12 protein-coding genes and 1 tRNA gene are annotated in these 15,076 nt (G+C 64.7%); 7 read left to right on the top strand and 6 right to left on the bottom strand.

Translation table 11 applies throughout. From position 1 onward, the window contains the following. Positions 1-22: 22 nt before the first annotated feature. Positions 23-700: a VOC family protein gene (locus I6F09_RS33875; RefSeq protein ID WP_225113713.1), complete on the bottom strand. Its 678-nt coding sequence runs from the start codon at positions 698-700 to the stop codon at positions 23-25. A 147-nt stretch (positions 701-847) separates the two neighbouring features. Here I6F09_RS33875 and I6F09_RS33870 point away from each other — a divergent pair, with 147 nt between their 5' ends. Beyond that, complete coding sequence (locus I6F09_RS33870) at positions 848-1,363, top strand: MarR family transcriptional regulator (RefSeq protein ID WP_036016140.1); 516 nt, start codon at positions 848-850, stop codon at positions 1,361-1,363. Positions 1,364-1,465: 102 nt separating this feature from the next. Here I6F09_RS33870 and I6F09_RS33865 read toward each other — a convergent pair whose 3' ends face one another. Together I6F09_RS33865 and I6F09_RS33860 are read right to left on the bottom strand one after the other, a co-directional pair. Then, positions 1,466-2,821 carry a hybrid sensor histidine kinase/response regulator gene (locus tag I6F09_RS33865; protein WP_225137244.1) on the bottom strand — a complete coding sequence of 452 codons (1,356 nt, stop codon included), beginning with the start codon at positions 2,819-2,821 and terminating at the stop codon, positions 1,466-1,468. 5 nt (positions 2,822-2,826) lie between these two features. After that, entirely contained in the window at positions 2,827-3,993 is a 1,167-nt protein-coding gene (locus I6F09_RS33860) for an FIST N-terminal domain-containing protein (protein WP_225189957.1), read from the bottom strand. A 205-nt stretch (positions 3,994-4,198) separates the two neighbouring features. Here I6F09_RS33860 and I6F09_RS33855 point away from each other — a divergent pair, with 205 nt between their 5' ends. Both I6F09_RS33855 and I6F09_RS33850 read left to right on the top strand, forming a co-directional pair. After that, on the top strand, positions 4,199-6,238 hold the full coding sequence (locus tag I6F09_RS33855; protein ID WP_225189956.1) for a HAMP domain-containing methyl-accepting chemotaxis protein: 2,040 nt from the start codon (positions 4,199-4,201) through the stop codon (positions 6,236-6,238). A gap of 158 nt (positions 6,239-6,396) precedes the next feature. Beyond that, the gene (locus tag I6F09_RS33850; RefSeq protein WP_225143303.1) at positions 6,397-8,445 is read left to right on the top strand and encodes a HAMP domain-containing methyl-accepting chemotaxis protein; all 2,049 of its coding nucleotides are present in this window, start codon (positions 6,397-6,399) and stop codon (positions 8,443-8,445) included. Positions 8,446-8,528: 83 nt separating this feature from the next. Here the strand turns inward: I6F09_RS33850 and I6F09_RS33845 are convergent, their stop codons facing one another. Beyond that, positions 8,529-8,909, bottom strand: coding sequence for a DUF3175 domain-containing protein (locus I6F09_RS33845; RefSeq protein WP_128265462.1), 381 nt, complete (start codon positions 8,907-8,909; stop codon positions 8,529-8,531). 182 nt (positions 8,910-9,091) lie between these two features. On the opposite strand from I6F09_RS33845, the gene I6F09_RS33840 reads away from it, so the two are divergent. From I6F09_RS33840 to I6F09_RS33830, 3 genes are all read left to right on the top strand, one after another. Then, complete coding sequence (locus I6F09_RS33840) at positions 9,092-10,579, top strand: MFS transporter (RefSeq protein ID WP_225189955.1); 1,488 nt, start codon at positions 9,092-9,094, stop codon at positions 10,577-10,579. 4 nt (positions 10,580-10,583) lie between these two features. Further along, on the top strand, positions 10,584-11,405 hold the full coding sequence (gene otsB, locus I6F09_RS33835) for a trehalose-phosphatase (RefSeq protein WP_036016048.1): 822 nt from the start codon (positions 10,584-10,586) through the stop codon (positions 11,403-11,405). Between the two features lie 242 nt (positions 11,406-11,647). Then, on the top strand, positions 11,648-13,111 hold the full coding sequence (locus I6F09_RS33830; RefSeq protein WP_225189954.1) for a trehalose-6-phosphate synthase: 1,464 nt from the start codon (positions 11,648-11,650) through the stop codon (positions 13,109-13,111). Positions 13,112-13,349: 238 nt separating this feature from the next. Here the strand turns inward: I6F09_RS33830 and I6F09_RS33825 are convergent, their stop codons facing one another. Continuing rightward, entirely contained in the window at positions 13,350-13,691 is a 342-nt protein-coding gene (locus I6F09_RS33825; RefSeq protein ID WP_036016053.1) for a hypothetical protein, read from the bottom strand. Between the two features lie 194 nt (positions 13,692-13,885). On the opposite strand from I6F09_RS33825, the gene I6F09_RS33820 reads away from it, so the two are divergent. Then, positions 13,886-13,975 (top strand) — tRNA-Ser (locus I6F09_RS33820). Between the two features lie 24 nt (positions 13,976-13,999). Here I6F09_RS33820 and I6F09_RS33815 read toward each other — a convergent pair. Next, positions 14,000-15,046 carry an SMI1/KNR4 family protein gene (locus I6F09_RS33815; RefSeq protein WP_051057219.1) on the bottom strand — a complete coding sequence of 349 codons (1,047 nt, stop codon included), beginning with the start codon at positions 15,044-15,046 and terminating at the stop codon, positions 14,000-14,002. Positions 15,047-15,076 lie beyond the last annotated feature (30 nt).

The following is a 15,076-nucleotide window of genomic DNA, read 5'->3' as shown; positions in this document are numbered from 1 at the left end:
TCGGAACGAGGCGAGCCGCGGTTCAAGCCGGTAGCGGCTGGCCGGCTTGCTCGCGAGCGATGTAGTCGGCGTACCAGTCCGGCCAGTTCGCATCGTACTGACCGCCGTTCCGCTTCTCGTGCTCACCGTGTGCCTTAGCCGCACGTCGGAGCGCGCTCGCGAGCTCGGACGAGGAGGTGAATGTTGTTCCTGCTGCCTCTACGCGTCCCGGCAATCGCGTGGTGATCTCCTGGAACAGCCAGCCGTTGCCATCGGGATCGTTGAACGAGACGTACGAGCGATAGCTGGCGCGTGCGGGATCCAGACCAGCAATCCGACGGCGCCCGAACAGATAAGGCTCGTCGGGTCCGGTGTGCACGTCGCCTTCAGCGTGGAAGACTTCGCTGACCTCGACGCCGCGACCGCGCAGATCGTCTCGCGCGGCTTCAATGTCGGAGACGATCAGGTACAGACCCTGGGCGGAGCCGGGCGCCGCCGCGGTCACGTTCTTGCCGAAAATGACCGAGGAGGGGGAGCCGGGAGGTGTGAACTGGATGACGCGGTAGTCGTCAGGCCCGGCGAAATCGGCATCGAGCCGCCATCCGAGGTTCGCATAGAACTTCTTGGCGCGATCGACGTCCGAAACAGGGATGACGACGACTTCGAGCTTCATGTCGATCGTTGGCGCTTGGGTGGTCTCATTTGCATCGGGGGCAGGCATTGCTTCTCTCCGAATTGTAGCGTTTACGATATAATCGTGTACGCGATATAAGGTGCCTTGGAGCCTCAATGTCAACCTTCCGATTTAATCGGACACGATATATATGCACGCGGACTTTCACATGTCCGTGTTGGAGAGGGCACCCCCATGAGCCTGAAGAACGGTCCCAGAGCCGAATTCAGAGACGATTCCAGAGATGATTCAACGACCAATCAGCCGAAACCGGCCGAGGGCGACCGGCGCCTCGACGATTTCCTGTGCTTCGCGATCTATTCGGCCAACCTCGCCTACGGACGAGCCTACAAGCCGGGCCTCGATGAGCTCGGCCTAACCTACCCCCAGTGGATCGCGATCGTGGCGCTGTGGGAGCAGGACGACCAAACCGTCAGCGAACTCGGCGACAAGATGTTCCTGGAATCCAACACCCTGACGCCGATCCTCAAAAAGCTCGAGGCGGCGGGCTATTTGCGCCGCCAGCGCGATCCCGCCGACGAGCGGCAGGTGCGCGTCAGTCTCACCGACGCCGGCCGACGCCTCCGCGAGAAAGGCATGCACATGAATCTCGTGAAGTCGAGCGGACTAAAGCCCGATGAGTTCGCGCGGCTGCAGAAAAGCGTCGTCAAGCTCCGCGACAATCTAATCAAGGCGATGGAGGAGGAGTGACAGGCCCCTGTCTACTTTGCATGGGGTTGTTTTCGACATTTTTGTCTTGGCTACGTCCGATAGCCCCGCCGCAAGGAAGACGAGGCGAAGATCATCCGCGCTTCAGCTCAGCAGGAACGACAGCAGCGCCCGCATCTCGGCCGGCTTGATCGGCTTCTTCAGCACTTCGAGGCCCTGCAGGCTCGCCTGCTTCGCCGCCTGTTCGGAATAGTCGGCGGTGATGATCATGGCGGGCGTGTCGAGCTTCAAATGCTCCCGCACGTCGGTGATGGCCGACAGGCCGCTTTCGCCGTGGTCGAGATGGAGGTCGGCGATCACGACATCGGGCGCGCCGCCGAGCTCGCTGAGGCGCACGAGCGCGTCCGCACCCGATCGCGTGGTCGCGACGTCGCAGCCCCATCCCTCCAGCAGCGCGGCCATCGCCTCCGAGCCGTTCGGATCGTTCTCGATCAGCAGGATCTTGGCGCCTTCGAGCCCGCTGTAATCGTAGTGCCGCGCGGCGGGCGCGATCTCCTGCGCCTCGTCGGCGACTTCAGTGAGGTCGGCCGGCTCCAGCTCCAGGGTGAAGGTCGATCCCTTGCCGAGCTGTGACGAAAGCCGCACCTCGTGCCCGAGCTCGCTGGCGAAGCGGCGGACGATGGAGAGGCCGAGTCCGAAGCCGGCCTGGTCGGCCGCATTGGCATCGCCGCGCTGGAATTCGCGGAAGATCGCCTCCTGCTGCGCCTGCGCGATCCCGGGTCCGGTGTCGGAGACCTGGACGCAGATCTGCCCGCTGCGCGGCCGGCATCCGATCACGACGCCGCCGCTGCGGGTATAGCGAATGGCATTGGCGAGCAGGTTCTGCAGGATCCGCCGCAGCATCATCGCATCCGACATCACCGCGAGCTGAGAGGGGCGGATGCGCAAGGACAGGCCTTGCCGCGCGGCGATCGGCTCGAACTCGTTGCGGAGCTGCTCGAACAGGGGGGCCAGCGCGATCGCGCGCACGTCGGGCTTGAGCGCGCCGGAATCGAGCTTGGCGATCTCCAGCAGCGAGCGCAGCAGGTCCTCCAGCATCACCAGCGAGCGGCTCGCCTGGTCGATCAGCACGCCCGCTTCCTGCGACTCCATCATCTCCGTCAGTGCGGACAGGGTCAGGCGCGCCGCGTTGAGCGGCTGCAACAGATCGTGGGTGACCGAGATCAGCACGGAGGATTTCAGCGAGCTTGCCGCCTCTGCCTGCTGCTTGGCGCGGTAGAGTCCCTCATTGGCACGCTCGACCGAATGCAGCGCCTCGCGCAATTGGTGCGTCCGGTCGCGAACCTTGTGGTCGAGCGCGATGGCGGTTTCGAACAATGAAAAGGCGTTGAGCTGCTGGTCCATCGAGCGCTCGACGCGCGACATCAGCGCGGCATTGATCTTCCTCAGCTTGGCGGCCTCGCGCCTGAGCTGGTCGACCGCATCGGGGCCCTGCCACATGTCCGTCACGACGGGCGCCTTCCGATCGCAACTCCCGTGAAGGTCTGGTTCACATGCATGGAGCCGAACTGCTCGCCGTAAGTGTGAAAGCCGACCACACGGTTCTGCCGGTACAGTTCTGACATGTCGCGGGCGAGCTGATGCTGCTCGGCATCGAGCCGGCGGAGCAGGCATTCGAAGCCGATATAGAGCGAGACGTCTCCGATCTGGTCGCGGATGTCGGCGAACGTCTCGCGGGCCGCGCCGACTAGGCTTCGCGAGGTCGCGGCGGTCAGCACCATGCCCTCGTCGATGGCGCAGAAGAAATGCAAGGAGCCGTCCGGCTCGACCCGCTGGATCGAGCGTGCGTAATAGGCGCCGCCGACGCGCACGAGGACCGGATGCGAGGCGAAGGAGAACGGATCGAGCTTGGCATCGATGATGCCGACCACGCGCGAATATTCTTGCGCAGCAGGCTCTGCGTTCAGCTCCCGGACCATGCGGTTTTCGATGTCGGCCTCGGTCACCACCATCTTCTGCGCCTGCGGCTCGAAATTGTCGCACTTGAAGACGCGGAACGGCAACGAGGTGTTCAGCAGGATCAAGAGGGCGGCATTGCTGTGTGCCTTGCCGTCGAAGAACACGAATGTCTTCTCGAAGCGCAGCCCGTCGCCTGCCGACCCGCCGACGACCGGAATATCGTCCAGCGATGCATAGATCGCGGACATCACCGCTTCTTCGCGGCGGCACAGGCCATCGATCAGGACCAGGCCGAAGGGACTGCCGTGCTCGACCTGCGGCGCGGCCCGCAACAGCTCTTGCCGGAGCTCGCCGCCGATCCTGCGGCCGTCCTCGACGCGGAAGCTGTCGAGATTGAAGATCGGCCGCACCACCGCGGAAAAGTCCGCGCGGCTGAACGCCAGCGCCACGACGCTGTTCTCGTCCCAGCCGTCAGGAGCAAGCTCGCCCGCGGTGGTACAGCCGCAGACTTGGGTGTCGTCGAATTGGCGGCTGATCTCCGCGATGAAGCGATCGGGGTCGTAGCTGGGGGAGACGAACACCAGGATCAGCGCCAGCCCGTCGGACGGGAGCTGGGCCGCCAGCTCGGCCACGGCGTCATCGACGCTCGCGGCCTTCGACTTGGCCACGGCAACGCCAGACGCACCGCCAAACCGAAAATCGGTTTGCCCCACTCCGTTTCTCCCTTAAGGCTCGGTCTGATGCCAAGTGCCTGATAATTATCGAGAGTAGGGCGTTTTCCGGTGAGCCGCAACACGGCAGCCGCTCCCCGCAAGCCCGGACGGATTTACCACCCCTTGAGGATTCTGCCCTAATTTTCCGCAACGTTCGGAAAGGGCTGCTTCCGGGCCGCAGAATCACATGAGCTGGGGGTTGGGAATGTCCGGGCGTACCGCGTCGCCGTCGAAGCGTGCACTATTTCCGACCCTCAAGTTCCGCGCAAAGATCATACTCGGCTTCGCCGCCGTGCTGGTGATCTCCGCCGGCAGCATGGCGTTTTCCTATTTCGGCTTCGAGCGGGTCGCCGCCGGGGTCGGATCGTACCGCAGCAGCGTGTCGGAGGCCGATCTCGCGCGTAACATCGACCGTGAGCTGCTCGCCTATCGTTCGGCCGCCAAATATTTCGTCGTCACCGGTAAGGAAGACGACGCCAAGGCGGCGCTCGATGCCGAGGCCAGCCTGAAGAACGCCATCGACCAGGCCGTCAAGAGCGCCAAGCAGCCGCCGCGGCAGGAAAGCCTCGGCAAGCTCGCCAAGGAGTTCTCCAACTTCTCCGCCACCTTCGCCAAGGTGCTCCAGGCCAAGCGCGACAGCGCGCTGCTGGTGCAGAACCAGCTCCAGCGCCAAGCCAATCTTCTGAAGTACAAGCTCGACGACATCGGCAACAACGCCTCCGACGCCGAAGCGCAGGCGATCGAGTTCGGCACCAAGCAGGTCAACGCCCAATTCCAGACCGCAAGCGCTGCAGCCACCCAGTTCGTGCTGACGTCCGATCAGGCGATCGCGAACAGCGCCCTCGCGCGGCTGAAATTCGTCGAGAACTCGCTGGGTGCGGTCTATTCCATGGACGACAAGATTGTCGCTGGCCTCAAGGAGGCCAAGTCCATCCTCGGCGCCTATCGCGAGGCGCTGGAGAAGTTGATCGCCAACGCCAAGCTGGTCGATGGCCTCGTCACGGAGATGAGCGGCTCGGCCGGCGCGATCCAGCAAGGCGCCACCGCCATGAAGGCGGACCTCGTCGCCGAGCAGCAGCGGCTGGATTCGGAGTCGGCGGCGACCATCGGGCAGACCGAGCAGCTGGTGCTGATGCTGGCCGTCGGCGGCACGCTGTTAGGCGCGGTCCTCGCCTTCCTGCTCGGCACCGGCATCTCGCGGCCGATGATTGCGATGTGCAAGGCGATGCGCGAGCTCGCCTCGGGCAATTTCGACGTCGTGCTGCCGGGTCTTGGCCGCAAGGACGAGATCGGCGAGATGGCCAGCGCGGTCGAGGAGTTCAAGATCCAGGCCGTTGCAAAGGCCGAGCGCGACGCCGCCGCCAGCGAAGTGCAGAACCGCGAGCAGGCCGCAAGCCGCCGCGCCGAACTGATTCGCTTTGCCGACGATTTCGAGAGCGCGGTCGGCGCCATCGTCTCCAACGTCTCGGCCTCGGCCGTGCAACTGGAATCGGCCGCCTCCACGCTGACCCGCACCGCCGAGACCACGCAGAGCCTGTCGAGCCAGGTCGCTGGCGTCTCCGAGCAGGCCTCCTCCAACATGCAGTCGGTCGCGACCGCGACCGAAGAGTTGTCGGCCTCGGTCGAGGAGATCGGCCGCCAGGTGCGCGATTCCAGCCGCATCGCGGAGGCTGCTGTGATGCAGGCCAAGGAGACCGACGGCCGCATCGGCAAGCTCTCGCATGCCGCCCAGCAGATCGGCGAGGTGGTCAAGCTGATCACCGCGATCGCCGAGCAGACCAATCTGCTCGCGCTGAACGCCACCATCGAGGCCGCCCGCGCCGGTGAAGCCGGCCGCGGCTTCGCGGTGGTTGCGAGCGAGGTGAAATCGCTGGCAAGCCAGACCGCGAAGGCGACCGACGAGATCTCCTCGCACATCACGGGCATGCAGGGCGCCACCGCCGAATCGGTTGCGGCGATCAAGGAGATCGGCGCGACGATCGGCCAGATCTCGTCGATCTCGACCTCGATCGCGAGCGCGGTGGAGCAGCAGGGCGCCGCCACCCAGGAGATCGCCCGCAGCGTCCAGACCGTCGCGCAGGGCACCCAGACCGCGGCCACCGATATCGGCGAGGTCAACCGCGGCGCCGCCGAGACCGGCTCGGCCTCGGAAGAGGTGCTGAACTCGGCCAAGACGCTGTCGAGCGAAAGCACCCGTCTTCGCGCCGAGCTCGACCGCTTCATGGCGAACATCAGGGCGGCGTAGTAAAGCGCACCTTAACAAATCCCTACGTCACCTAACCGCCAGTTGCGGCGCCACAAGTTTACCGCAGCTTATCCTTTGCCGGTTACCGTGCACACGAGTCGGAAGCGGGCTGCTTCCCGGCTGCGCCTGGTTTTCCGCGAATGGAATGGGGTGGGGGAATGTCGGTCACGTCCAAATCGAGCCAATCGAAGTCGCGCCAATCGAAGCTGCCAACGCTGCGTTTTCGCGCAAAAATCATCCTCGGCTTCGTGGCGGTGCTCGCCATCCTCGCCGTCAGCATGGCGTTCGCCTATTTCGGCTTCGAGCGGATCGCAGGCGCTGTGGCCTCCTACCGCACCAGCGTAGCGGAAGCCGATCTGGCGCGGACGGTCGATCGCGAGCTGATCGCCTATCAGGGGCTGGCACGGGCCTATACCCTGACCGGCGCGGCTGATGACGAGACCGCGGCCAAGGCCGCTGAAGGAAATCTGAAGAGCGCGATCGCCAAATCGATGGCCGCCACCACGGGCGCGGCTCGCCGCGAGCAGGTCGGCAAGCTCGAGGCCGAGTTCCAGAGCTTTACGAAAGTCTTCAGCGAGATCATCACGCTGACGCGCGAGAACAACAAGATCGCGGCCGACGAGCTCAACAGTGTCGGCAACAAGATCCGCTTCAAATTCGACGATCTCGCCGACACCGCGGCGCTGGCGGGTCTCTCCTCGGTGCAGACCACGGCCAAGGACATCACCTCGCAATATCTGGCGGTCTCGACCTCGGTCAGCGCTTTCGTCGCCAAGCCGGAGCCGAAGACCGCCGACGGCGTGATCGCCCGCATCAAGTTCCTCGAGACGCTGCTGGTCTCTGTCTACGCGAACGACCAGAAGATCACCGATCGCGTCAAGGAGATCGGCGATCTCTTGAAGCAGTACCGCACCTCGTTCGCAAAGCTGACCGAGAACGTGAAGGTCATCGTCAAGCTGAACGGCGAGATGACCAAGACGGCGGCGACCATCCTCAAGCTCTCGGCCGAGCTGCGTTCGGATCTCACCGCGGACCAGCAACGCATCGAGGCGAGCGCCAATGCGACGATCGTAGAGACCCAGCAGCTGATGCTGATGATGGCGCTCGGCGGGCTGGCCATCGGCATCGTGCTGGCCTTGTGGCTCGGCAACGGCATTTCGCGGCCGATGATCGCGATGTGCAAGGCGATGCGCGAGCTGGCCTCCGGCAATTTCGACGTCGTGCTGCCGGGTCTTGGCCGCAAGGACGAGATCGGCGAGATGGCCGGCGCGGTCGAGGAGTTCAAGATCCAGGCCGTCGCGAAGGCCGAGCGCGATGCCGCCGCCAGCGAAGTGCAGAACCGCGAGCAGGCCGCAAGCCGCCGCGCCGAGCTGATTCGCTTTGCCGACGATTTCGAGAGCGCGGTCGGCGCCATCGTCTCCAACGTCTCGGCCTCGGCCGTGCAACTGGAATCGGCCGCCTCCACGCTGACCCGCACCGCCGAGACCACGCAGAGCCTGTCGAGCCAGGTCGCTGGCGTCTCCGAGCAGGCCTCCTCCAACATGCAGTCGGTCGCGACCGCGACCGAAGAGTTGTCGGCCTCGGTCGAGGAGATCGGCCGCCAGGTGCGCGATTCCAGCCGCATCGCGGAGGCTGCTGTGATGCAGGCCAAGGAGACCGACGGCCGCATCGGCAAGCTCTCGCATGCCGCCCAGCAGATCGGCGAGGTGGTCAAGCTGATCACCGCGATCGCCGAGCAGACCAATCTGCTCGCGCTGAACGCCACCATCGAGGCCGCCCGCGCCGGTGAAGCCGGCCGCGGCTTCGCGGTGGTTGCGAGCGAGGTGAAATCGCTGGCAAGCCAGACCGCGAAGGCGACCGACGAGATCTCCTCGCACATCACGGGCATGCAGGGCGCCACCGCCGAATCGGTTGCGGCGATCAAGGAGATCGGCGCGACGATCGGCCAGATCTCGTCGATCTCGACCTCGATCGCGAGCGCGGTGGAGCAGCAGGGCGCCGCCACCCAGGAGATCGCCCGCAGCGTCCAGACCGTGGCGCAGGGCACCCAGACCGCGGCCACCGATATCGGCGAGGTCAACCGCGGCGCCGCCGAGACCGGCTCGGCCTCGGAAGAGGTGCTGAACTCGGCCAAGACACTATCGAGCGAAAGCACCCGCCTTCGCGCCGAGCTCGACCGCTTCATGGAGAATATCCGCGCGGCGTAGGTTCGCTGCTCCTGTAGCTCGCGGTCCCGAAGGGCCGCGCTATCGCCTTACACTCCGCTGTCCGGAACGACAGCGGAGTGAGTTCATTCCCTTCCGAACGCCCGCTTCAGCTCGACCTTCGCGCGCTCCAGTCGCGTGCGCTGCGTCTTGGGCAGCGTCTTGCCGGCGCGGTTGATGTAGAAGGTCAGCATCGACAGCGCCGACCGATAGGCGCCGGTCTTGCGTCGCGAGCTGTGCTCGGCCGAGCGCTTCAGCGAGGCCGCAATCCTCTTCGCGCTGGTCAGCTTGAACACCCCTTGCTTGAGGTCGAGCGCATCGCTCTCCTCCGTCACGCGCTGCGACCAGCGCCTTGTGGCGCGTTTGGTGCTCTTGTGCGCGGTCCCGCTCCGCCGGGTGTTTGCCTTGCGTGCCGTCTTGCGCGGGCTGCTGTTTCGAGAATGTGTCGTCTTTCTGACCTGAGCCATGCGCCAACTCCTTGCGGGTCCAGCGGAAACGAGCGGTGCTCGCTGGCGTTCCCGCGGGAACCCGGCCCCCTCGCAAACGTTGTCGCAGGTGGCAGGCAGAATGCCGCACCCCGATGATCGGATCGACCCCGTCGACGTCATGTGAGCCGGGGCCGCTTCCATTGATCAGACGCAACAATCCGATGGAACTGCAGCAGAGCCCAGCGCTGAACTATGCACCCGTAGTCCCGGCGGCGGCCGTGACCGACCGCATCGTCGAGACCAGCATTCCCTCGCGGCTCGATGCGCTGCCGTGGAGCGGTTTTCACACCCGCGTCGTGCTCGCGCTGGGCATCACCTGGATTCTCGACGGCCTCGAGGTGACGCTTGCGGGTGCGCTCTCCGGTGCGCTGAAGCAAAGCCCATCGATGCAGTTCTCCAATCTCGATCTCGGCATCGCCAACTCCGCCTATCTCGCGGGCGCCGTGCTCGGTGCGCTCGGCTTCGGCTGGCTGACCGACCGTATCGGCCGCAAGAAGCTGTTCTTCATCACGCTCGCGCTCTATCTCTCGGCAACGGCCGCAACCGCGCTGTCATGGGACGTCGCGAGCTACGCGCTGTTCCGCTTTCTCACCGGCGCCGGAATCGGCGGCGAGTACACAGCGATCAACTCGACGATCCAGGAGTTGGTGCCCGCACGCTATCGCGGCTGGACCGATCTTGTGATCAACGGCAGCTTCTGGATCGGGGCTGCGATGGGCGCAGTGGCGGCCATCGTGCTGCTCGATCCCGCAGTATTCGCTCCCGATCTCGGCTGGCGCCTGGCCTATCTGATCGGCGCCGCCCTCGGCCTCGTCGTGCTCTTGATGCGGATGTGGATCCCGGAAAGTCCGCGCTGGCTGATGATTCATGGTCGTCCCGACGAGGCCCATGCCATCGTCGACGGGATCGAGCGGTCGGTGATCGGGCACGACCAGGATACCAGCGACGGACGCTTCACCAAGATCCGCCTGAAGATGCGCGATCACACGCCGATCGCCGAGGTGGTCCACACCTTGTTTTCGGTCTATCGCCGGCGCGCATTGGTCGGCCTCGTGCTGATGAGCGCGCAGGCATTCTTCTACAACGCCATCTTCTTCACCTTCGCGCTGGTGCTGACTGATTTCTATGGCATCAAGGCCGACCACGTCGGCTGGTACTTGCTGCCGTTCGCGGCCGGCAATTTCCTCGGGCCGCTGCTGCTCGGCCGCCTGTTCGATACGCTGGGACGCCGCACCATGATCACGTTCACCTATGGCGCATCGGGCCTGTTGCTGGCGCTATCAGGCTATCTGTTCTCGATCGGTGTCCTGAGCGCGCAGGGGCAGACCATCGCCTGGATGGTGATCTTCTTCTTCGCCTCGCCCGCCGCGAGCGCGGCCTATCTCACCGTCAGCGAGACCTTTCCCCTCGAGGTTCGCGCGCTGGCGATCGCGGTGTTCTATGCGGTCGGCACCGGCATCGGCGGCGTGATCGGGCCGGCGTTGTTCGGCGCGCTGATCGACACGGGATCGCGCACTAGCGTATTCGCCGGCTATCTGCTGGGGGCCGTCCTGATGATCGCGGCTGCGATCGTGGCGTGGCGCTATGCCGTCGCCGCCGAGCGCAAATCGCTCGAACACATCGCGCGGCCGCTCGCCTTTATGGAGTAGACTAATGAAATCGGAACTTGCGGAAATGGCGTTGGACCAGAAGCTCACCATACCTGATGACGACGAGACGCCGGAAACGGTGCCGGTGCCGCATGCGTTGGTGCCGCATCTCGATGAAATCGCCATTCTGCTCGACATCGATGGCACGCTGCTTGAGCTGATGCCGACGCCGCGCGAGGTGTGGGTGCCGCCGGGCCTGTCGGAAACGCTGAAAGCTTTGACCGAGCGCACCTCGGGGGCGCTGGCGCTGGTCAGCGGCCGCTCGCTCAACGACATCGACCTGATCTTCGCGCCCGACGTGTTCCGCGCCGTCGCCGGTCATGGCGCGGAGATGCGGCTGGCGGTGGACAGTGAAGCGGATGCCCTGCACGCGCCGCCGCTCGACAAGGAGCTGAAGCGGCGCCTCGCCGCCATCGCCAAGCTCAGCCCTGGTATCCTGCTCGAGGACAAGGGCTATTCGCTCGCGCTGCATTACCGCCTGGCGCCGCATGCGGAGAAGGCGATCTACGAATCCGTCTCACTGATCCGCGCCGATCTGCCCAATGCGCCGATCGAGGTGCTGCCGGGCAAGTTCGTCTGCGAGATCAAGCATTCCGGATTCACCAAGGCGAGCGGCGTGCGCGAGTTGATGAAGCGCGCGCCGTTCAAAGGACGTCGTCCGCTGTTCATCGGTGACGACGTCACCGATGAGACCGTGTTCGCGATCATGCCCGACATGGACGGGCTGGCGTTCTCGGTCGGCCGCCGCGCCATGGGCGTGAATGGCCACTTCGATGCGCCGGCGGATGTGCGTGCGTTCCTTGCACATCTGCTCGATCCCAGGTGAAACCAAGGCAGCGTCATCTCGCAGACACAAAGGCTTCCATCGCAGCGCCATTGCGCGCTGCAATGCATGCTGCGCAACAGGACCGGAAACGCTGTCTTTGCAGCGAAATGACTGGGTTCCACGAGCGAAACCAGTTCCAACGCGCACGCCCGATTTTGGTTTCAATTGGTTGAAACGATGATCAGGAACCATATTGATGAACGGCAGTTAAATGGGGCGGAATGAACAGGAGGGGACGACCTGTGAACTTGATCGTCGTTTCAAATCGCGTCGCCCGCGGCAAACCCAACGAGCCCATGACGGGCGGCCTTGCGGCGGCATTGCTTCCCGTTGTGGAACATTCTGGTGCGATCTGGGTCGGTTCCTCCGGCCGGGTGCGTGATGGCCACCAGAAGGAGCCGTTCGCCGAGATCGAGGCGCTCGGGACAGGCGCGATTGCGACGTTGGATCTGCCGGCGGCCCATTACGGCGGATACTACGAAGGCTTTGCCAATTCGGCGCTGTGGCCGGCGCTGCATTCGCGCAGCGACCTGATCCGCGTCTCGCGCGAGGACTATGTCAGCTATCGCGAGGTCAACGCCTTCATGGCGCGCGCCTTGATGCGTTTCCGCAAAGCCCGGACTGCGTTCTGGGTTCAGGACTATCATTTCCTCGCGCTTGGTGCCGAGCTGCGCGAGCTCGGCGTCGATGATCCCATCGGCTTCTTCCTGCATACGCCGTGGCCCGTCACTGCTGTGATGCAGGGCGTACCCAACCATCGCGAGCTGATCACCGCGATGCTGGCCTATGATCTGCTCGGCTTCCAGACCGAGGAAGATCGGCAGAACTTCCTCGGCTATGTCGGCGCCGAGCTCGGCCTCACCATCGAGGACGGGGTCGTGGTCTCGCAGCATGGGCGCACGCGCTGTGAAGTTTTCCCGATCGGCATCGATGCGGAGAAGTTCGCCGCCTATGCCGCGAAGTCGGCCGCGCATCCGGATGTGTCGCGCCTGCGCCGCAGCCTCAACGGCGAGCGCCTCGCGATCGGCGTCGACCGGCTCGACTATTCCAAGGGTCTCGTCAACCGAATCAGCGCATTCGACCGGCTCTGGACCGAGCAGCCGCAGTTTGCGCGCAGCATCTCGCTGCTCCAGATCGCCAATCCCTCGCGCGGCGGCATCGAGGCCTATGGCAATCTCCAGAACGAGGTCGCGCGCCTCGTCACCGACGTCAACGGCCGCCACGGCGAGGTCGACTGGACGCCGATCCGCTATTTGAACAAAGGCTTCAGCCAGGCCGTGCTCGCCGGTCTCTACCGCACCGCGCAGGTCGGCGTGGTGACGCCGCTGCACGACGGCATGAACCTCGTCGCCAAGGAATACGTCGCCGCGCAAAACCCCGCCGATCCCGGCGTGCTGGTGCTGTCGAAGTTCGCCGGCGCCGCCAACGAGCTCGATGCCGCGCTGCTGGTCAATCCGCACGACCTCGACGGCATGGCCCGCGCGATTGCGGTCGCGGCCTCGATGCCGCTCACCGAGCGCAAGATGCGCTGGGACGCGATGATGAAGAAGCTGCGCGGCCACACCATCCAGCAATGGTCCGCCGATTTCGTCGCCGAGCTCGAGAAGTGCCGCACCGAGAAGGCCGCCGTGGCGCCGCTCGCGGCCCAGCCGCCGCAGGCGCTGCGCTGGTTGAAGTCGGCGATCTCAGGCGTGCGGTTGATCTAATCTCAGCTTGGCTCGATCTCACCCTCTCCCCTTGTTGTGGGAGAGGGTGGCATAGGGGGCCTCTGGCCGCCGTTCTTAAGAACGCCGATGCTTTGCATCTGCTATGGCGACAGCGGCGAGACGGGTGAGGGGTGTCTCTCCACGCGTGAACGTCTCGCAGCAAGATTCGTGGATGCAACCCCTCATCCGGCGCTTCGCGCCACCTTCTCCCGCAAGGGGGAGAAGGCAAGAGCGCCCCTCAATAGCAATACGACACGCCGTCCAGGATCGCGCATTGCCGCTTGTTCGGCGCGTTCGGATTATCCAGCGGCACCACGCCCTTGCCCTGGCCGACGAACACGCCGGGCCCGACATGCACCGAGCTCTTGTTGCCGATGATCACGCTCTGATGCGGCGCCGAGCTGGAGCGCGTGCCGTCCGGCCAGAGGATGGCATCGCCTGAAAGCACCCCGCGCCGTCCGTCGTCGCAGCTGACGTCGACCCCCTGCCGGGTGCAGACCTGGGCCAGGGCCGGCGCGGCAAGGGCGGAGCCGAGGGTCGAAATCAGGCTCAGGGCGGCGATGGTCTTGCGGATGGTCATGGCGTCCCCGGTCGTGTGTGGCGGCTTGCCGTGAATCGTCGCGCCAGGGCCGCCCGCGGTTCAGCCCCGCGGCCGCTTCGGGTGCCCGCGGAGCCGGATATTGTGCTGCAAATACAGTAAGTTGCGGAAAAATCGCCCGATATCTCCGCGATCCCTTGCAAAATCGTCGGCGCCCCTTCAAGAGAGGGCGCTCCGGAGAGATGGCCGAGTGGCTTAAGGCGCACGCTTGGAAAGCGTGTGTGCGGGAAACCGTACCGTGGGTTCGAATCCCACTCTCTCCGCCACCCGCTCAAATCAATGGCGCCGGCTTATTTGCCTTCGGGGCCAGCAATCGTCGCCAAGCGTCCGAGCAGGGCCGCCTCGGCCCTGGAAGTCAGACGGTAGCCTTCCGCCATCTCGGCCATGTCGCCGCGGGCGACGCACGCGTCCCACCAGTCCCTCACAAAGCCCTCGGCGTACCCGCGCGTGTTGAAGCCGTAAGGTTCGGTGACAAGGTCGAAAGCGATCATCAGCTCGTAACAAGGCGAGTCGTAGGAGGCGCCGGTCTCGGGACGGCCTACGAAAGCTTCGAAGGATCTGGCCGTACGGAGGCTCGAATAAAGCCAGAACATCAGTCCATACATCAGATGTGAGCGCTCGTCGTCGTGCAGGGCAAAGAAGCCTTTCTCGTCCACGATCTGCCGGGCCAAGGTGCGCAACATTCGCTCGCCGTGCGGCAGACGGTCGCCGACGGCGGCCAAGGCTCGCACCACGATTGGCGATAACGTTCCCCGCTCGACGGTCGCGATCGCAGCGGCCCGATCCTCCTCAGCAGTGTCGTACTCGGACTCCTCGACCAAGCCGCGAATGAAGGTCTCGAAGTCCGGCGCGACGACGACGATACGGCAGTCATCCTCCTGGTCGACGTACACGACCTGCGGCTCGCCCCGCTTTCCGCAGCTCCGGTAGTCCAGCATGATCAGTTCGTGGCCGCCGGCCGGCGTGTCGGCGATTCCGACGCCAATCGGCGGGTAGCCCCATTCCTCGATCATGAACTTGGCGCCAAACTTCCCGGCGAGTGAATAGGTGGACGTACGGCCAAGAGCGAAGAGCCCCTCGATAGCCACGTGGTCCTCCGCCCAGCCTGTACGCTCCTTCATTGGATGGCAGTTGCGCTTGACCATTCCGCCATTGTGGCGCCGTGCGAGGTCGACATAGGCCGCCGGCAGCCGATACCCTCCGATTTCATGCTCAATGGAGGCGATCAGCTCGTCGGTCGGCGGAGGCTCGACATAGTTCTCCAGGGAATACGGACAGTCATTCCAGAAGCCTTCGAAGTCGAAGTCGTCAAAGAGCCGTTTCGTCGCCATCTTCATTACCTCGTCATGTTACGAGGCGTGTCTAAG

The organism is Bradyrhizobium sp. IC3195, from assembly GCF_020193585.1.
GTDB classification, from domain to species: Bacteria; Pseudomonadota; Alphaproteobacteria; order Rhizobiales; family Xanthobacteraceae; genus Bradyrhizobium; species Bradyrhizobium yuanmingense.
This window is presented reverse-complemented; position numbering and strand designations above follow the sequence as displayed.

Excerpts from the sequence above, each read along its gene's own strand:
- I6F09_RS33840 (WP_225189955.1), top strand. The coding sequence starts at position 9,092 with ATGGAACTGCAGCAGAGCCCAGCGCTGAACTATGCACCCGTAGTCCCG.
- I6F09_RS33815 (WP_051057219.1), bottom strand. The coding sequence starts at position 15,046 with ATGAAGATGGCGACGAAACGGCTCTTTGACGACTTCGACTTCGAAGGC.
- I6F09_RS33855 (WP_225189956.1), top strand. The coding sequence starts at position 4,199 with ATGTCCGGGCGTACCGCGTCGCCGTCGAAGCGTGCACTATTTCCGACC.
- I6F09_RS33850 (WP_225143303.1), top strand. The coding sequence starts at position 6,397 with ATGTCGGTCACGTCCAAATCGAGCCAATCGAAGTCGCGCCAATCGAAG.
- I6F09_RS33865 (WP_225137244.1), bottom strand. The coding sequence starts at position 2,821 with ATGTGGCAGGGCCCCGATGCGGTCGACCAGCTCAGGCGCGAGGCCGCC.
- I6F09_RS33875 (WP_225113713.1), bottom strand. The coding sequence starts at position 700 with ATGCCTGCCCCCGATGCAAATGAGACCACCCAAGCGCCAACGATCGAC.
- I6F09_RS33825 (WP_036016053.1), bottom strand. The coding sequence starts at position 13,691 with ATGACCATCCGCAAGACCATCGCCGCCCTGAGCCTGATTTCGACCCTC.
- otsB (WP_036016048.1), top strand. The coding sequence starts at position 10,584 with ATGAAATCGGAACTTGCGGAAATGGCGTTGGACCAGAAGCTCACCATA.
- I6F09_RS33870 (WP_036016140.1), top strand. The coding sequence starts at position 848 with ATGAGCCTGAAGAACGGTCCCAGAGCCGAATTCAGAGACGATTCCAGA.
- I6F09_RS33845 (WP_128265462.1), bottom strand. The coding sequence starts at position 8,909 with ATGGCTCAGGTCAGAAAGACGACACATTCTCGAAACAGCAGCCCGCGC.